Genomic DNA, 16,229 nt, shown 5'->3' with positions numbered 1-16,229 from the left:
ATGACAAAGAGCCTGCGGACGCGCTGGTCCGGCAGGCTCTCAGAAGTCTCTGGCCCTCTTGGGGAATTACATCGCGGTATCAGCCTGGCTGAGGTCGCCATCTGCCTCATCGGCCTCCAGCACCTCGGGCATCTTGACGATGGTGGTCGGCACCTTGCTGTGGCGCGCCACCTCGCGCGAGACCGAGCCGATAAGAATGCTGCCCAGCATGCTCTCGCCGGTGGCACCGAGCACGATCAAGCCGCAGCCCTTCTCCTCGGCGATGTCGAGCAGGCTCGCGTAGATATCGCCCAGGCGGATCTCCACCTCATACGACACACCGGCCAGGCGCAGCATGTCCAGCGCCGGAGCAACCAGGTCCATGCCCGCCTCCAGGCTGGCGTTGGCGATCAGCTCCGAATCCTGCGTAGCCAGCTCCAGAAAGCTGGCCTCCTTTTGCACATGGGCGACCACCACATGGGCGCGCAAGCCCTGCTGCACCAGCTGCACGCCGTGCTGCACCGCCTGCAGCGAGTTGGGCGATCCGTCGACGGCGATCATGATGTTGAGCATGGGCTTCTCCTTGGCAGTGAAAGATAAGACCAGTGTAGCGATCTGCCGGCAGCCCCTGTGTCAGAGACGAGCCTGCGAAACCCGCCGCGCCGTCAACTACCGCACATCTGCGAAAATGTCGGGTTATGCTGCAGTTCGACCTTCTCAAAACCGATCCCACCAGCCACGCACGCCGTGGCACGCTCACGCTCAACCATGGCGTGGTGCAGACCCCCATCTTCATGCCCGTGGGCACCTATGGCACTGTCAAGGGCGTGATGCCGCGCAGCCTCGAAGAAATGGGTGCCCAGATCATTCTGGGCAATACCTTCCACCTGTGGATGCGCCCGGGGCTGGATGTGATGAAAAGCTTTGGCGGCCTGCACGGTTTCGAGAAATGGGACAAACCCATCCTGACCGACTCGGGCGGCTTTCAGGTCTGGTCGCTGGGCGCGATGCGCAAGATCACCGAAGAAGGCGTGCATTTCCAAAGCCCGGTCAATGGCGACAAGCTGTTCATGTCGCCCGAGGTCAGCATGCAGATCCAGACGATTCTGAACTCGGACATCGTCATGCAGCTCGACGAGTGCACGCCGTACGAGACCAACGGCAAGAAGACCACCGAGGCAGAAGCGCGCAAATCGATGGAGATGAGCCGCCGCTGGGCCAAGCGCTCCAAGGAAGAGTTCGAGCGCCTGGACAACCCCAATGCCTTGTTCGGCATCGTGCAGGGCGGCATGTTCAAGCACCTGCGCGAGGAATCGCTGCAAGGCCTGCTGGAGATCGATTTCCCCGGTTATGCGGTAGGCGGCGTCTCGGTGGGCGAGCCCAAGGACGAGATGCTGGACATCATGCAGCACACGCCCCACCTGCTGCCAGCCCACAAGCCGCGCTACCTGATGGGCGTGGGCACGCCCGAGGACCTGGTGCAGGGTGTGGCCGATGGCGTGGACATGTTCGACTGCGTGATGCCCACGCGCAATGCGCGCAACGGCACCATCTTCACCCGCTATGGCGACCTGAAGATCCGCAACGCCCGCCACAAGACCGACCACCAGCCCATCGACACCTCCTGCACCTGCCACGCCTGCGCCGGCAAGAGCGGGGTGAGCTGGGACAACGGCGGGCGCGAGGGTTTCAGCCGCGCCTACCTGCACCACCTGGACCGCTGCGGTGAGATGCTGGGCCCCATGCTGACCACCATCCACAACCTGCACTACTACCTGAACCTGATGCAGGAAGTGCGCCAGTCGCTCGATGCCGGCCACTTTGCCCAGTTCCGCGCCCAGTTCAAGTCGGACCGGGCACGCGGTATCTGAGTGCCAGGCCCTCTGCGCGGCAAAGCGTGGGGGCCACGAGACAATGCCGCGCCACGCTTGACAGCCCCAGCGTAAAGTACGAGACAGGGCCATCTTGTGCTGAGCGCCCACTGCCAAGCCCCATCCAGCGGCCACCACAGCACCAGTCCTCAGCGGCATGTTCCTGCTATAGGCGCCACTGGCATGAATTGTTAGCTCCTTTTTTGGAAGCAACAGTAAATGAATGAGTTTATTAGCTCATAAAAACTTCAGTCTGCCGCGACCTTGCGGCTGCAATTGCCCACCTGCCAATGCGTGACTGGCCCACGGGGTCGGGCCCATGGCTTGGCAGGTGAGCGGGTATATTTCGCCCATCCTCCCTCATTCCCATGCCGACCGCGTCGTCCGTCCATCCCTTGGAGCAACCCCATAGCGGTCGCTTGCTGCTCTGCGCCAGCTTGGCGGTGTTTGCGGCGGCGATGGTGGGCATCTTGCTGCGACCGCTCGGCTACCTCTCGGTGTTCTGGCCTGCCAACCAGATCGTGCTGGTGCTGTTGCTGCGCTACCCGCGCCTGATGCGGCCTGTGGGGCTCGCTGCCCTTTTTGCCAGCTTTGTGCTGGCCGATCTGATCACCGGTACCTCCTTGTGGCTGTCCCTGGGCTTTACCACCGCCAACCTGTGCGGCGCCGCCTGCGGCTGGCTGTTTCTGCGCCGGCAATCCCAGCGCGATCTGCAGATGGAGGGCCAGTATTCCGCCTTGCTGGTGTTCTTTGCCAGCGGCATGGCATCGCTGGTATCGGCGGCCATTGGCGGGCCCATCAGCGCCTGGGCCTTTGATCTGTCGATGCGCCAGGGGCTGCTGATGTGGTGGACCGGCGAATGGATGAACGCGATGGTGCTGCTGCCGTTCCTGCTGGCGCTGCCCTCGGCACGCAGCAGCGGCGCAAAGCAAGAGCGCCAATCCTGGGCCTTGAAACTGCTGCCCGCGCTGGCCGTGGTCGGCCTGGAGATGACCAGCTACATGGTGGGCAACAAGGTCGGCTCGCTGGTGTTCTCGCTGCCCGCGCTGCTGTGGTGCGCGCTGTCCTACCGCATCCTGACCACCGCCATCATCACCATGGTGGTGTTTGTGACCAAGGTGATCGTGATCTCCAACATCGTGGGCTTTATCCCCGCCAATGTGCTCGATGTGGCCAGTCTGCGCCTGGGCATCACGATGCTGATCCTGGGGCCGCTTTCGGTGGCGGGCTCGCACGCCGCACGCGCCGAGCTCTTGCACCGAATGCGCTACCAGGCCCACCACGACAGCCTGACCGATGTGCTCAGCCGCAATGGCTTTGTGCAGGCCAGCCATGCGCTGCTCAAGCGCCTGACCCATGAAGGCAGTTCGGCGGCGGTGCTGATGCTGGACCTGGACCATTTCAAGCGCGTCAACGACAACCACGGCCATGCCAGTGGCGACCGCCTGCTGCGCGATGTCAGCCAGGTGCTGACCGAATCGCTGCGCCCGCAGGATGTGCTCGGCCGCATCGGTGGCGAAGAGTTCGCCGTGGTGCTACCCCATATCAGCTTTGAAGACGCCACCGCCATTGCCGAGCGCCTCTGCCATACCGTGCGCAGCGGCCGCTTTCTGACGGCGCACCACGAGCCGCTGCAGGCCACGCTTAGCATCGGCCTGGCCTACAAGCAAACACTGCAGCACGGCGACAGCCTCGAAGACCTGCTGCGTGAAGCGGACCTGGCCCTTTACCAAGCCAAGGCCCAGGGCCGCGACTGCGCGGTCTGGACGGCGCCGCTCTCTGCGGCTTAACGCAGCAGCACCGGCGCCGACGCCAAGCCGCTCCTCTGCAAAAACGCCAACGCCGAATCCACTGTCGCCGTTTCAATGTGGCCGGCAAAGCGCTTTTCCGGCGGGTGGTCGTCAAAGGCAATGTTGGCGCGCGTCATGCGGCCGCCCAGCCGGGTCATCGCACCAATGCGCAAGTCGCTGGGCTGGTAGCCCTGCAGCTGCAACCAGGCCTGCGCCTGGCCCCGGTCATGCACAGTCTGCGGCGCCAGCGCCTGGGCCAGGGTCTCCAGCGCCCACTGGTTGCTTTGCTGGTAGCGCTGGCTCCAGGGATAGGCCAGCATGCTGTAGCGCGGCTCGTGCAGCTGCAAGGGCTGCGCGTTGGCCGACAACGCCAGCAGCAGCTTTTGCTGCACCTCCTTGGCCGGCACCACCACCACCGCCTGGTAGCGCCACATATCGTCCAGAAAGAACTCGCCCAGCCCCTGGCGGTAGACATGGGAGGCGGCGGTGCCGCAGTCATTGAGCTTGTGCACCACACGCCAGGCACCGGTGGCCGACTTGTAGGCCCAGCCCATGTGCGAGAACTGCAGCTGGTACTTGCGCAAATCCTGCCCCTGGCGGCCCAGCAACACCACCTGCGCACCGCTGGCATCCAGCGCCTGAGCAACGTTCTGTGCCAGGTTCAGGCTTTGGCGCACGCTATCCAGCGTGGGCTTTTGCGGCTCGCAGCTGCGGCCGGCCTGGGCGCCCGTGGCGGCCAGCAGTGCGGCGGCCAGCAGGCCCAGGCGCAGAGGTTTCAACATGGCCATCTCCTTGGTCATCACAGGCGCTCGTTGTAGAGCAGCGCTTTGCCGATCGCATTGGGGATAAAGGCGATCACCTCGCCAGCGGCCGACAGCAGCACGCCCGTGCCCACCACGCTGACGAGGATGGCCGTGCCTACACCGGCGGCGCTGGCGCCCAGGGCGCCGGCCGACAGTTCAATGCTGGCCGCCGCGCCGTCCGATGCGCTCTCCAGCAACCAGACCGTGCCCTTGGCCGATGCCTGCACGCCCTTGACGATGAGCTGGGCCCCATCGACCGACAGTGCCACCGGAATGGAGACAACGGTGGCCGACGCCCCCACCGAGGCCGCCGTGCCCACGACCACCGAGGCAATCGGCAGCGCCGAGAGCATCAGGGACGCATCGCTTTGCGCCTGGGCCGCCGGTGCGGTGGCCAAACCCAGCACCAGGGCGGCGCTGGCCAGAGTGGCAGCAGCGCCGCGCTGCCATTTGCTGCAAGTAAGACTGAACATATGCTGCTCCCGTGTTGGCTGCATCATCCGATGGGCGCTCACACGCGCTCCTGCGGGTGGCCCACGTCATGCTCGCGGGGCGCACTGCGCATGCTGCGGGCCTGGTGGATGGCGGTGGCCAGGTCCGACTCATGCTTGTCGCGCAGCATCTTGGCCAGGGTGAAGGCGGTGGTGATCATGTACATCCAGCTCACGCCCAAGAAGGCCTTGTAGGTCGGGTTGATGTCCATGCTGAGCAAACCCCAGCCGGTCAGCCCCATCGCGATCGCAAATCCGCCCCAGACCACAAAGCGCCACATGGGCGTGTCGCCAGCTGCCTGGCTGCTGCCCGCTTGCTTATCCCGCACAAACTTGGCCAGCACAAAGGCGGCCGACAGGCAGAACATATAGCCCATCACCATGAATGCCTGTTCCAGGTGTTGCCCTGGCAGCCAGGCCAGGCCGATCGCGCACATCGAGACCGCAATACCAAACGAGATCCATACCTGGTATTGCCAGGCACGGGTGTCACGCTGAACAGGATTGGAGAATGGAGACATGGTGGGTCGGAGCAACAGGGCCCCGCTTTGGTTGAACACGCTGCGATGATGCGGGCAAGCGGCTGCGCCAGCATCCCCTTTTAATGCCGGTAGCAGTTTTCAAAGAATCAGGTATCGCGAGGCAATACTTTCAAGGCGCTGCCGTTGTAGCAGGGCCTCGCGCCTGGGCGACGCTTCCATGGCATGATCCCAAGCATTCACACCTAGAACCAGACAGGAGACCACCGTGCGCCAGCCGCCCCACCATGTGCCCGCCACCCCGCAAGCTGACCCGGCCGAACTGGCCGAGTGGTGCGATGCCTTCGATGGAATGCTGGCGGCCTATGGCTCGGCGCAGGGCAAGGAGCAGGCTGGCGCGCTGCTTGATGCGCTGCTGGCCCATGCCCGCAAGCGCCATGTGGCATGGAAGCCCTCGGGCAACACGCCCTACATCAACACGGTCACGGTGGATGAGCAGCCGCCCTACCCCGGCGATGTGGCGCTGGAGAAAAAGCTCTCGGCCATCCTGCGCTGGAACGCGCTGGCGATGGTGGTGCGCGCCAATGCCGCGCATGGCGAGCTGGGCGGCCACATCGCCAGCTATGCCTCGGCGGCCGATCTTTTCGAGACTGGCTTCAACCATTTCTTCCGCGCCGATGATGGCCACCAGGCCGCTGACCTGGTGTACTTCCAGCCCCACTCCTCGCCCGGCGTCTATGCGCGCGCCTTTCTCGAAGGGCGCCTGGGCGAAGAGAACCTGGCCCATTACCGCCAGGAGCTGGTGGCCGCCAGCCAGGGCATCCAGGGGCTGTGCTCCTACCCGCACCCCTACCTGATGCCCGAGTTCTGGCAGTTCCCCACCGGCTCGATGGGCATCGGACCGATCAATGCGATCTACCAGGCGCGCTTCATGCGCTACCTGGCCGACCGGGGCCTGGCCAATACCGCAGGCCGCAAGGTCTGGGGCTTTTTTGGTGATGGCGAAATGGACGAGCCCGAATCCATCGCCGCACTCACCCTGGCCGCACGCGAGGGGCTGGACAACTGCATCTTCGTCATCAACTGCAACCTGCAGCGGCTCGATGGCCCGGTGCGCGGCAATGGCCGCATCATCGATGAGCTCGAGGCGCTCTTTAGCGGCGCGGGCTGGAACGTCGTCAAGTGCCTCTGGGGCTCGGAGTGGGATGCGCTCTTGGCGCGCGACCACAGCCATGTGCTGGCGCGCACCTTTGCGCGCACGGTCGATGGTGAGTTCCAGACCCTGTCGGCCAACGATGGCGCCTTCAACCGCGAGCATTTCTTCAACCAGAGCCCCGAGCTAGCGGCTTTGGTCGCCCACCTGTCGGACAGCGACATCGACCGCCTGCGCCGTGGCGGCCACGACCCGGTCAAGATCCACGCCGCCTTTGCCAGCGCCGCTGCGCACAGCGGCCAACCCACCGTGGTGCTGGCCAAGACGATGAAGGGCTATGGCATGGGCAGCATCGGCCAGGGCCGCATGACCTCGCACCAGCAAAAAAAGCTGGGCGCCGAGGACCTGCTGGCCTTCCGCGACCGCTTCAACCTGCCGCTGAGCGATGCCCAGGCCACCTCGGCCGCCTTTCTCAAGCCCGCAGATGGCAGTGCCGAGATGCGCTATCTGCTGGCGCGCCGCCAGGCGCTGGGCGGCTTTTTGCCGGCGCGCAAAGGCCAGGCCATGCCGGTGGCCGTGCCCGATCTGCAGGCGACGGCCGGCTTTGCGCTGCAGGCCGAGGGCAAGCCGATGAGCACCACGATGGCCTTTGTGCGCCAGCTGGGCAACCTGCTCAAGGACCCGACCCTGGGCCCGCGCATCGTGCCCATCGTGGCCGATGAGGCGCGCACCTTTGGCATGGCCGGGCTGTTCCGCCAGGTGGGCATCTACGCGCCTTTTGGCCAGCTCTACCAACCCGAGGACAACGCTTCGATGCTGCTCTACCGCGAAGCGAGCAGCGGCCAGATCCTGGAAGAAGGCATCAGCGAAGCGGGCGCACTGTCGTCCTGGACGGCGGCCGCCACCAGCTACAGCACCCATGGCACCGCCATGCTGCCGTTTTTCATCTTCTACAGCATGTTCGGCTTCCAGCGTGTGGGCGATTTGATCTGGGCCGCTGCCGACCAGCGCGCACGCGGCTTTTTGATCGGCGCCACCTCCGGGCGCACCACCTTGGGCGGCGAAGGCCTGCAGCACCAGGACGGCAGCAGCTTGCTGAGCGCCTCCACCGTGCCCAACTGCAAGAGCTACGACCCCGCCTTTGCTGGCGAGCTGGCCGTCATCATCGACCATGGCATGCAGCGCATGTTGCAAGAGCAGCGCGACGAGTTCTTCTACATCACCGTCACCAACGAAAACGTGGCCAACCCCAGCCTGCCGCCTGAGGCCCATGAAGGGGTTATCCGCGGCATGTACCGGCTGCAGGCCGGCTCTGCGCACAGCCCGCGCCGGGTGCAACTGCTGGGCAGTGGCGCGATCATGGGCGAGGTGCTCAAGGCCGCTGCCATTCTGGAGCGCGAGCACCGCGTCGCTGCCGATGTCTGGAGCGTCACCAGCTATGCCGAGCTGGCCCGCGATGGCGAGGCCCAGCTGGAGCTCTGGCGCGCAGGCAAGGCCAGCGCCCCCAGCTGGTTTGCGCAGCAACTGGCGTCCTCGCAAGGCCCCATCATTGCCGCCAGCGACTATGTGCGCGCCTTGCCCGAGCTGGTGCGCGCTTACCTGCCCACCGACGACCGTGGCCTTCCGCGCCAGCATTACTACACGTTGGGGACGGACGGCTTTGGCCGCAGCGATTCGCGCGCGGCGCTGCGCCAGCATTTCGCCGTCGATGCCGCCGCCATCGTGCAGACCTATCTGCGCAGCCAACAGACCTGAGCACCTGCTTAAAAGGGGGTGCGCAAAAAAGCCAAGCCACTGTGCACAAGCGCCCAGCCGGGCGCACAACTCCTGATTTGATAGCTGACCGTGCTTTTCTGACAAGCACGGGCAGCTATTTTTAGGGAAGCTCTGCCGAAGAAGGCACCCGGTGCAGCGCAGTAATTGTCCCAATACCACCCAGCGCTGTGCATGCCAGTATCGGGTCCATGCGGCTGCCGCATCGAGACAACACCATAAACATTAGGAGCAACTATGCAACGCACTCGCCTGGCGCAAGCCTTGGCCACCTTGGGACTGCTGGGCTTGACCGCCGCCATGGGCACGGCCCATGCACAGGACAAGGTCAAGATCGGCTATATCTCCGACCTGTCGAGCCTGTATGCCGACCTCGAAGGCAAGGGTGGCGCCACCGCCATCCAGATGGCGATTGACGACTTTGGCGGCAAGGTGCTGGGCAAGCCGATCGAAATGCTGGTCGTTGACCACCAGAACAAGGCCGATATCGCCGCCAGCAAGGCGCGCGAGTGGATCGACACGCAGAACCTGACGATGATCTTCAGCGGCACCAACTCGGGCACGGCGCTGGCGCTGGCCAAGGTGGCCGATGAGAAAAAGCGCGTGATGATCAACAATGGCGCGGGCACCTCGGCGCTGACCAACGAGGCCTGCACGCCCTACACCGTGCACTATGCCTATGACACCGTGGCGCTGTCCAAGGGTGCGGCCGGCGCCATTGTCGACAACGGCGGCAAGAACTGGTTCTTTCTGACCGCCGACTATGCCTTTGGCCATGCGATGGAAGCCGATGCCACCAAGGTCGTCAAGGCCAAGGGCGGCGCCGTGGCTGCGGCCGTGCGCCACCCGCTCAATGCCTCCGACTTCTCGTCCTTCCTGCTGCAGGCGCAAAGCTCCAAGGCCCAGGTGCTGGCGCTGGCCAATGCCGGCGGCGACACCATCAACGCCATCAAGGCGGCCAAGGAATTCGGCATCGACAAGTCGATGAAAATCGCGCCGCTGCTCGTCTTCTACAGCGACATCCACAGTCTGGGCCTGAAGAACACCGCCGGCATGCAGTTCGTCACCAGCTGGTACTGGGACATGAACGACGCAACGCGCAAGTTCGCGGACGCCTACATGAAGAAAACCCAGCGCCGCCCCACCGAAATCCAGGCCGCCGACTACTCGGCCACGATGAACTACCTCAAGGCCGTGCAGGCCGCCGGCACCACCGATGCCGACAAGGTGATGGAGACCTGGCGCGGCATGAAGATGGACGACTTCTTTGGCTCGGGCACCTTGCGCGCCGACGGCAGCTACATCCACGACATGTACCTGGTCCAGGTCAAGACCCCGCAGGAATCCAAGGGCACCTGGGACTACTACAAGATCGTCAAGAAGCTGCCGGGTGACGAGGTGTTCACGACCAAGGAAGAAACCAAGTGCGCGCTGTGGAAGTGATCTGAGCCCAGCCACCACCACCACGATGCCTGGCGATGCCAGGCATTTTTCTTGCATGAACACGGCGGCGCCGGCGCGCCAGCCACCTTGTCACGGGCTGTTTTTTATCGTCCCCCATAATGGGCCTGCCATCCGCAGAAAAGGAAATCCTATGTCCCAGACTCCCAGCAATGCCGATTTCGACTCCCTTCTCCCGGGCCGCGCCACCTTGGCCGGCAGCACCCGCCGCAGCGCCCTGCAAATGGCGCTGGGCGTAGGCTACGCCGCAGCAGCGGTGCCAGTGATGGCGCAAACCGCCATCAAGACCCCCGATACCGGTCTGACGGCCGGCACGATCCAGTACACGGTTGACGGCTTCCAGGTCAGCGCCTACCGCGCAGCGCCTGCTGGCAAGACCCACCTGCCGGTGGTGCTGGTGATCCAGGAAATCTTTGGCGTGCACGACTACATCGCCGACACCTGCCGCCGCCTGGCCCAGTTGGGCTACCTGGCCATTGCGCCCGAGCTGTTTGCGCGCCAGGGCGACCCACGCAAGTACACCGAGATCAGCCAGCTGCAAAGCGAGCTGGTCAGCAAGGTGCCCGATGCCCAGGTCATCAAGGACCTGGACGCCGCCCTGGCCTGGGCCAAGGACAATGGTGGTGACACCAGCCGCGCCGGCATCACCGGTTTTTGCTGGGGTGGCCGCATCACCTGGCTGTATGCCGCCACCGGCAAGGTCAAGGCCGGTGTTGCCTGGTATGGCCGCCTGCAAGGCGCTGCCAGCGAGTTGCAGCCCAAGCACCCGATTGACCTCAGCAGCGCGCTCAAGGCCCCCGTGCTCGGCCTCTACGGCGGCAAGGATCAGGGGATTCCGCTTGAGTCCGTGGAGGCCATGAAGCAAAGCCTGCAAAAGGCCGGTGCCGCAGGCAATGCCGCCGCTGCGGCATCGAGCTTTCATGTCTATCCCGAAGCGGGCCACGCCTTCCATGCCGACTACCGCCCCAGCTACCGCAAGGATGCGGCAGATGACGGCTGGAAGCGCATGCAGGACTGGTTCAAGACGCATGGCGTCATCTAAACCCCTGAGCCCCGCCTAGCCCGCCACAGGCTCCGCAAGACAAAACCCTGCCAGCGCACCATGCGCTGGCAGGGTTTTTTATAGTCACCTTGCGGTCCTCAGTTCATCGGGTTGTCGCGCCAGAACAGGTCCCAGGGGTCCATTTCCTTGCCGTCGGGGAATTTGCACACCGTGTTCTTGCCCTTGGGCGTGTTGAGCAAGGCGCCGCCCATCTGCACGCAGTAGGCCGATGCAGGGCTGCGCGGGCCGGCATAGGTGGTGGCGTAGGAGGCGGCTTCCTTCTCGTCGGGGTCACGCAGCGGCTTGAGGCCCGAAGAGCTGCTGCAGGCAGCCAGGGCGGACACGGCCACCAGGGCTGCCACGCTTTTGCACAGAATCGATAAAGAGGTCATCACAAAGCCATTCGTTGTCCAGCCTGCATTATCCCAAAGCGGGCGAGCCACTGCCATGGCCGCCCTCCTGGTCCAGCAGCTCGCCCACGCGCTGGCGCAGTTGCTCGGCAGAGCACTCGGCAGCCGGGCTGGCCGCTCCAATGCGCAAGGTCACGCGGTTGAACAAGCCTCGACGGAACGGCCGGGTCATCGCGCCTTGGGGCTCGATGCGGCTGAAAAACGACCCCCAGAGGTTGGTCAGTGCCATCGGCACCACGGGCACGTCCAGCCCATCGGCTCGGGCCTGCTCCAGGATCTTCATCACACCGCCCTTGAAGGCCTGCAGCTCGCCGTCGCGGGTGATGCCGCCCTCGGGAAAGATAGCCAGCAGATCGCCCTCGCGCAGCACCTGCGCGGCGCGTGCAAAGGCGGCCTCGTAGACGGCAGGGTCTTCGCTGCGGGGCGCCACCGGAATGGCTTTGCACAGGCGGAACAGCCAGCCCAGCAGGGGCGTGCGGAAGATGCGGTAGTCCATCACAAAGTAGATCGGGCGCGGGCTGGCGGCCATCATTAAAATGGGGTCGACAAAGCTCACATGGTTGCAGGTCAGCAGCGCCGGCCCGCTGGTGGGGATGTGCTGCGCGCCCTGCACGCGAAAGCGGTAGACCAGGTTGGTGACCAGCCAGGCAATGCAGCGCAGCAGGTATTCAGGCACCAGCAAGAAGATGTAGGTGGCGACAATCGCATTGGCAATGCCGGTGAACAGGAAAATCTGCGGCACCGTGAAGCCCGCGCCCAGCAAGGCGCCAGCGATCACCGAGCTGGCAATCATGAACAGCGCATTCAAGATATTGTTGGCCGCAATGATGCGGGCGCGGTGCGTGGGCTGGCTGCGCAGCTGGATCAGCGCATACATGGGCACGCTGTACAGGCCCGCAAACAGCGACAGCAGCGCCAGATCGGCCATCACGCGCCAGTGCGCCGGCTGGCTGATGAAGCCCAGTGCCGTCCAGGCCTGGGCCGGCTGCGCCAGGCCGCGCGAGGCAAAGTACAGGTCAATCGCAAACACGCTCATGCCGATGGTGCCAATGGGCACCAGGCCAATCTCCACCTGGCGGCGCGAGAGCACCTCGCACAGCAGCGAACCCAGGCCGATACCGATGGAAAACACCACCAGCAGCAGCGAAGCGACATGCTCATTGCCATGCAGCACCTCCTTGGCAAAGCTGGGGAACTGGCTCAGAAACACCGCGCCAAAGAACCACATCCAGCTGATGCCCAGCAGCGAGCGGAACACCACCACATTGCCATGCGCCAACTTCAGGTTGCGCCAGGTCTCGCTCACCGGGTTCCAGTTGATCTGGAGGCCCGGGTCGGTGGCCGGCACCACCGGCACGCCTTGCGCGGTGAGGCGACCCACCACCGCCAGGCCCAGGCAGGCCACGCCCACCGCGGCATGGCCGATGCCGGGCAGAGCCACCAGCAGCCCACCCACCACATTGCCCAGCAAGATGGCGACAAAGGTGCCCATCTCGACCATGCCATTGCCGCCGGTCAGCTCATCGTCGCGCAGCACCTGGGGCAGGTAGGCAAACTTCACCGGCCCGAACAGCGTGGAATGCAGGCCCATCAAGAACACGCAGCCCAGCAGCACAGCCGGGCTCTCGATCCAGAAGCCCACACCAGCGATCAGCATCACGCCAATCTCCAGGTCCTTGACGAAGCGGATCATGCGGTGCTTTTCGTACTTGTCGGTCAGCTGCCCCGAGGTCGCCGAGAACAACAGAAAAGGCAGGATGAACAAGGCCCCGATCACCAGGCCGGCCATGGCAGGCGGCATCCAGGCCACCTGCAGCTGGTAGGTCACCATGACGGTGAAGGCGAACTTGAACAGGTTGTCGTTGGCGGCCCCGGCAAACTGGGTCCAGAAGAAGGGGGCAAAGCGGCGCTGGCCCAGCAAGGCAAACTGGTTGGGGTGGTCTGGCGCATCGAAGGCAGGCACAGACGGGGCATGTGGACGGTTCATGGAACAAGCATCTCCTGGCGGATCAAGGGCGGTGGGGGTGGTCGGTACCGGGCATTCAGCGCAAACGCACTGCCCCCAGCGCGCCGTCCCCGATTGTGCCTGCGGACGCGCGGTTTGGGCACGCCAGTTGGCGCGCTTGCAGCGCCGTTCGCAACAGTGGCACCAGCGCATGCGCAGCGGCCAGGTGCTTGAGCGCATGGCCGGCCACCAGATGGCCGCTGCCGGCCCAGACGGCGGCATCGCCCAGCTCGAACAGCTTGGCCAGCGCATACCAGGCCACAACGGCCGCCAGGGGCCAGCGGATAAGTGGCGCGGCCGGCGGGCTGCGCTGCTGCCACAGCGCCACTACCACCAGCAGTACCATGCCAGCGCCCTGCAACACGGCCCAGGGCAGCAGCTGCCCGGTCTGCAACCAGATCCACAGCGCCAGTGGCCCGCCCAGCAGCACGGCGAGTGCTGTCAGCCAGGCGGCGCGGGCATTCAGCTGCGACTGCAGCGCCAGGCCCAGCACACCGGCAAACACCGGCACCATGCCCATGCGGTCCCAGAAGACACGCACATCGCCGGGCAGCAGGTGGTAGTAGGACGAACCGACGGCAGTCAGCACCAAACCGCCAAACACCAGCAGCAACCAGGGCTGCGCGCCTTGGGATCGCAAGGTGTCAGCGGGTGTTTTGACACTCGCCAACAAGCCCCAGATGCCGACCAGCAGGAACGGCAGATTGCTCAGTACATCGGCCGCGTTGGCCAGGCCCAGCAGCGGGCGCTGATCGGCGAAGTCATGGTAATGGGCCGCCTGCGGCACATAGGGCCCCAGGCAGGCAAGGGCCAGCATGGCGGCATAGAAGGCGTAAAGCACGCATTCCGCAGCCAGGCTGCGGGGGCTTGGAGGTTGGGAGGTATCAGTCATGACCTGCACTGTGCCGCTGGCGCGCCAGAGCGTCTCGCAATCCCGGCGCGATCCCCTATGATGGCACCCAAAGTATGACAGGACGATACCCATGAGCACCACCGCCGATCTGGTACTGGCATTGAAAAAAGAGCTAAAAGCCGCACAAATGACCTATGCAGACCTGGCCGAGGCGCTGGGCATGGCCGAGTCCAGCGTCAAGCGCATGCTGGCCAAGGGCGACATGCCGCTGTCGCGCATCGATGCCATCTGCCATGTGCTGCGCCTCGATTTTGCCGACCTGGCACGCCGCGTGGCCGACAACCAGCCGCTGATCAAGGAGCTGACGCAGCAGCAGGAGCAGGCGGTGGTGGCAGACAAGAAGCTGCTGCTGATGGCCATCTGCGTGCTCAGCCAGTGGACGCTGGAGCAGGTGCTGGCCACCTACCGCTTGAGCGAGGCCGAGGGCATCAAGTACCTGGCGCAGCTCGACCGCATCGGCATCATCGAGCTGCGCCCGATGAACCGCTACCGGCTCAAGCTGGCCAAGACCTTCCGCTGGCGCCCGCATGGCCCGGTGATGGAGTATTTTCGCGAGAACGCGGTGCACGACTATTTCTCGGGCACGTTCGACAAATCCGGAGAGGGTTTGATGCTCGTGCATGGCGCCATCAGCCGCACCTTGGCCCCCGCCTTTTTGGAGCGCCTGCAGCGCGTGGCCCAGGATTTTGCCCAGCAGCACCTGACCGACCAGCGCCTGCCCGAGAAGGAGCGCGAAGGCTATACCCTGCTGCTGGCGATGCGCAGTTGGGAGCTGTCGGTGTTTACCGAAATGCGGCGCCTGCAGCCGGGTGGCAATCGTTAAGCCGCCTGGGTAAACAGCATCAGCGCACCGGCATAGCGGTGCAGCTGCTGGCCGGCAATCTCGCCCTGGCTGAAAAAGCCCACCAGCGGGATATCGCCCAGCACATGGTGGATCAGCTCCAGCTCGGCACCAGGCACGCCGAAATAGGGGCTCGCCCGCTGCGCGCAGCTGATGTAGACGGCCCCCGCAATGCGGCGGCCGGCCGCCGCATCACCCAGGGCGCTATCGCCCAGCGGCAGGCCGGTCTGCGCCTCGGCGGGGGACAGCGACTCTTGCAGCTCGGCACACATGCGCAGCAAATCGGCGCGGGCCGCCGACAGGTTGCGCTGGCAAAAGCACAGGTACTGCTGGGGCTGCGCCTGCTCTGACAGCACAATGCCCCGGCTGACCATGTCCACGCCCACCAGCGGCACCACGCGCGCCTCCGGGCCCAGCTGCCCGGCATGCACAGCCGATTCGGGCGCATGCGGCTCCAGCGCGGCATGGATATGGCGCATCGTGCGGGTGGCCCGCTCGGGGTCCGCATCCAGCCGCACCGGCATCAGCTCCTCAAGCACATCGAGCGCGGGCCGGCCATCCAAAGCCAGCACCACATGGCCTTGCATTGCGGTGATGCGCATGCGCGCACCCATCACCTGGCAGCCCTGGGTCAGCTCTTGCACCACGCCGGCATCGGCAGAGAACGCCAGGCCCGAAAGCCCACCGCGCAGCACCCCGTTGTGACTGGGGCCCAGCGCCTTGCTCCAGGCCAGTTGCAGCGGCGCTACCGCCTCGGAATTGAGGCCGCCCAGCACGCTGCCAGCGCGCGTGCGCGCGGCCAGCTCTTCGAGCAGTTCTGCAAAATCCGGCAGGCCCGCATCGGCATGCACCAGCGCGCGGTCCCAGGGCGATGTAGGCGCCACCGGCAGCGGCGCAATGCCTGAGAACAGGCGGTAGGAATGGGCAGGCAGCTCCAGCAGCATGACCGACAGCGCCGGCTCGTTCAGGTACTCGGCATGCGAGGCCATCACGCCAACGCCGACCGAGCCGCTCCAGTCGCCGATCTGCGGAAACTCGTCCTGCAAGGCCTCCAGCAACTGCGGCGCATGGCGTGCAAAGGCATCCGTAAAATACACCAGGCCGAGGTTGGGCGCGCTGGCATAGCCCGCCTGGGCCATGCGGCCTCTCAGTTGCGCCACCACCAGCGCCACAGCCATCCGCCAGTCGGGATGGGTCACATGACCATAGGGAAAAAGC

The 16,229-nt window shown here is 64.9% G+C and carries 14 protein-coding genes; 6 read left to right on the top strand and 8 right to left on the bottom strand.

Going from position 1 to position 16,229, the window contains the following annotated elements; translation table 11 throughout:
* Positions 1-66: 66 nt before the first annotated feature.
* On the bottom strand, positions 67-552 hold the full coding sequence (locus ACPEE1_RS04175; protein WP_021029012.1) for a universal stress protein: 486 nt from the start codon (positions 550-552) through the stop codon (positions 67-69).
* A 125-nt stretch (positions 553-677) separates the two neighbouring features.
* Between ACPEE1_RS04175 and tgt the strand changes: the two genes are divergently transcribed.
* Positions 678-1,850, top strand: a complete 1,173-nt coding sequence (tgt, locus tag ACPEE1_RS04170; protein ID WP_116926327.1) for a tRNA guanosine(34) transglycosylase Tgt — start codon at positions 678-680, stop codon at positions 1,848-1,850.
* Between the two features lie 368 nt (positions 1,851-2,218).
* On the top strand, positions 2,219-3,640 hold the full coding sequence (locus ACPEE1_RS04165; RefSeq protein WP_116926326.1) for a GGDEF domain-containing protein: 1,422 nt from the start codon (positions 2,219-2,221) through the stop codon (positions 3,638-3,640).
* Here the strand turns inward: ACPEE1_RS04165 and ACPEE1_RS04160 are convergent.
* Genes ACPEE1_RS04160 through ACPEE1_RS04150 form a run of 3 tightly spaced genes read right to left on the bottom strand, consistent with a single transcriptional unit; the run spans position 3,637 to position 5,455 of the window.
* Entirely contained in the window at positions 3,637-4,422 is a 786-nt protein-coding gene (locus tag ACPEE1_RS04160; RefSeq protein WP_232539458.1) for a DUF2145 domain-containing protein, read from the bottom strand. The two genes, ACPEE1_RS04165 and ACPEE1_RS04160, sit on opposite strands and share 4 nt — an antisense overlap.
* A 17-nt stretch (positions 4,423-4,439) precedes the next feature.
* On the bottom strand, positions 4,440-4,916 hold the full coding sequence (locus ACPEE1_RS04155) for a hypothetical protein (protein ID WP_423935308.1): 477 nt from the start codon (positions 4,914-4,916) through the stop codon (positions 4,440-4,442).
* A gap of 38 nt (positions 4,917-4,954) precedes the next feature.
* Positions 4,955-5,455: a YiaA/YiaB family inner membrane protein gene (locus ACPEE1_RS04150; RefSeq protein ID WP_116926324.1), complete on the bottom strand. Its 501-nt coding sequence runs from the start codon at positions 5,453-5,455 to the stop codon at positions 4,955-4,957.
* 226 nt (positions 5,456-5,681) lie between these two features.
* Between ACPEE1_RS04150 and mdeB the strand changes: the two genes are divergently transcribed.
* The 3 genes from mdeB to ACPEE1_RS04135 all read left to right on the top strand — a co-directional run bounded on the left by mdeB (position 5,682) and on the right by ACPEE1_RS04135 (position 10,842).
* Entirely contained in the window at positions 5,682-8,321 is a 2,640-nt protein-coding gene (gene mdeB / locus ACPEE1_RS04145; protein WP_423935305.1) for an alpha-ketoglutarate dehydrogenase, read from the top strand.
* A 255-nt stretch (positions 8,322-8,576) separates the two neighbouring features.
* Positions 8,577-9,782: an ABC transporter substrate-binding protein gene (locus ACPEE1_RS04140; RefSeq protein WP_021028330.1), complete on the top strand. Its 1,206-nt coding sequence runs from the start codon at positions 8,577-8,579 to the stop codon at positions 9,780-9,782.
* A gap of 151 nt (positions 9,783-9,933) precedes the next feature.
* Positions 9,934-10,842 carry a dienelactone hydrolase family protein gene (locus ACPEE1_RS04135; protein ID WP_116926322.1) on the top strand — a complete coding sequence of 303 codons (909 nt, stop codon included), beginning with the start codon at positions 9,934-9,936 and terminating at the stop codon, positions 10,840-10,842.
* A gap of 98 nt (positions 10,843-10,940) precedes the next feature.
* Here ACPEE1_RS04135 and ACPEE1_RS04130 read toward each other — a convergent pair whose 3' ends face one another.
* Genes ACPEE1_RS04130 through ACPEE1_RS04120 form a run of 3 tightly spaced genes read right to left on the bottom strand, consistent with a single transcriptional unit; the run spans position 10,941 to position 14,149 of the window.
* The gene (locus ACPEE1_RS04130; protein WP_423935303.1) at positions 10,941-11,234 is read right to left on the bottom strand and encodes a DUF333 domain-containing protein; all 294 of its coding nucleotides are present in this window, start codon (positions 11,232-11,234) and stop codon (positions 10,941-10,943) included.
* Between the two features lie 28 nt (positions 11,235-11,262).
* A complete protein-coding gene (locus ACPEE1_RS04125; RefSeq protein WP_116926320.1) occupies positions 11,263-13,239 on the bottom strand; it encodes an MFS transporter in 1,977 nt (658 codons plus the stop codon).
* 55 nt (positions 13,240-13,294) lie between these two features.
* Positions 13,295-14,149, bottom strand: a complete 855-nt coding sequence (locus tag ACPEE1_RS04120; protein WP_423935300.1) for a hypothetical protein — start codon at positions 14,147-14,149, stop codon at positions 13,295-13,297.
* Positions 14,150-14,240: 91 nt separating this feature from the next.
* Here ACPEE1_RS04120 and ACPEE1_RS04115 point away from each other — a divergent pair, with 91 nt between their 5' ends.
* Positions 14,241-14,993 (top strand): helix-turn-helix domain-containing protein, encoded by a 753-nt coding sequence (locus ACPEE1_RS04115; protein ID WP_116926318.1) that lies wholly within the window; start codon positions 14,241-14,243, stop codon positions 14,991-14,993.
* Here ACPEE1_RS04115 and ACPEE1_RS04110 read toward each other — a convergent pair.
* The gene (locus ACPEE1_RS04110; RefSeq protein WP_232539459.1) at positions 14,990-16,210 is read right to left on the bottom strand and encodes an FIST signal transduction protein; all 1,221 of its coding nucleotides are present in this window, start codon (positions 16,208-16,210) and stop codon (positions 14,990-14,992) included. The two genes, ACPEE1_RS04115 and ACPEE1_RS04110, sit on opposite strands and share 4 nt — an antisense overlap.
* Positions 16,211-16,229: the final 19 nt, after the last annotated feature.

This window comes from Comamonas sp. 23 (assembly GCF_049601575.1).
GTDB classification, from domain to species: domain Bacteria; phylum Pseudomonadota; class Gammaproteobacteria; order Burkholderiales; family Burkholderiaceae_C; genus Comamonas; species Comamonas squillarum.
This window is presented reverse-complemented; position numbering and strand designations above follow the sequence as displayed.

What these genes read in the sequence shown, in the direction of transcription:
- tgt (WP_116926327.1), top strand. Translation starts at nt 678, where the DNA reads ATGCTGCAGTTCGACCTTCTCAAAACCGATCCCACCAGCCACGCACGC.
- ACPEE1_RS04160 (WP_232539458.1), bottom strand. Translation starts at nt 4,422, where the DNA reads ATGTTGAAACCTCTGCGCCTGGGCCTGCTGGCCGCCGCACTGCTGGCC.
- ACPEE1_RS04175 (WP_021029012.1), bottom strand. Translation starts at nt 552, where the DNA reads ATGCTCAACATCATGATCGCCGTCGACGGATCGCCCAACTCGCTGCAG.
- ACPEE1_RS04130 (WP_423935303.1), bottom strand. Translation starts at nt 11,234, where the DNA reads ATGACCTCTTTATCGATTCTGTGCAAAAGCGTGGCAGCCCTGGTGGCC.
- ACPEE1_RS04165 (WP_116926326.1), top strand. Translation starts at nt 2,219, where the DNA reads ATGCCGACCGCGTCGTCCGTCCATCCCTTGGAGCAACCCCATAGCGGT.
- ACPEE1_RS04120 (WP_423935300.1), bottom strand. Translation starts at nt 14,149, where the DNA reads ATGACTGATACCTCCCAACCTCCAAGCCCCCGCAGCCTGGCTGCGGAA.
- ACPEE1_RS04115 (WP_116926318.1), top strand. Translation starts at nt 14,241, where the DNA reads ATGAGCACCACCGCCGATCTGGTACTGGCATTGAAAAAAGAGCTAAAA.
- ACPEE1_RS04155 (WP_423935308.1), bottom strand. Translation starts at nt 4,916, where the DNA reads ATGTTCAGTCTTACTTGCAGCAAATGGCAGCGCGGCGCTGCTGCCACT.
- ACPEE1_RS04150 (WP_116926324.1), bottom strand. Translation starts at nt 5,455, where the DNA reads ATGTCTCCATTCTCCAATCCTGTTCAGCGTGACACCCGTGCCTGGCAA.
- ACPEE1_RS04125 (WP_116926320.1), bottom strand. Translation starts at nt 13,239, where the DNA reads ATGAACCGTCCACATGCCCCGTCTGTGCCTGCCTTCGATGCGCCAGAC.
- ACPEE1_RS04140 (WP_021028330.1), top strand. Translation starts at nt 8,577, where the DNA reads ATGCAACGCACTCGCCTGGCGCAAGCCTTGGCCACCTTGGGACTGCTG.
- ACPEE1_RS04135 (WP_116926322.1), top strand. Translation starts at nt 9,934, where the DNA reads ATGTCCCAGACTCCCAGCAATGCCGATTTCGACTCCCTTCTCCCGGGC.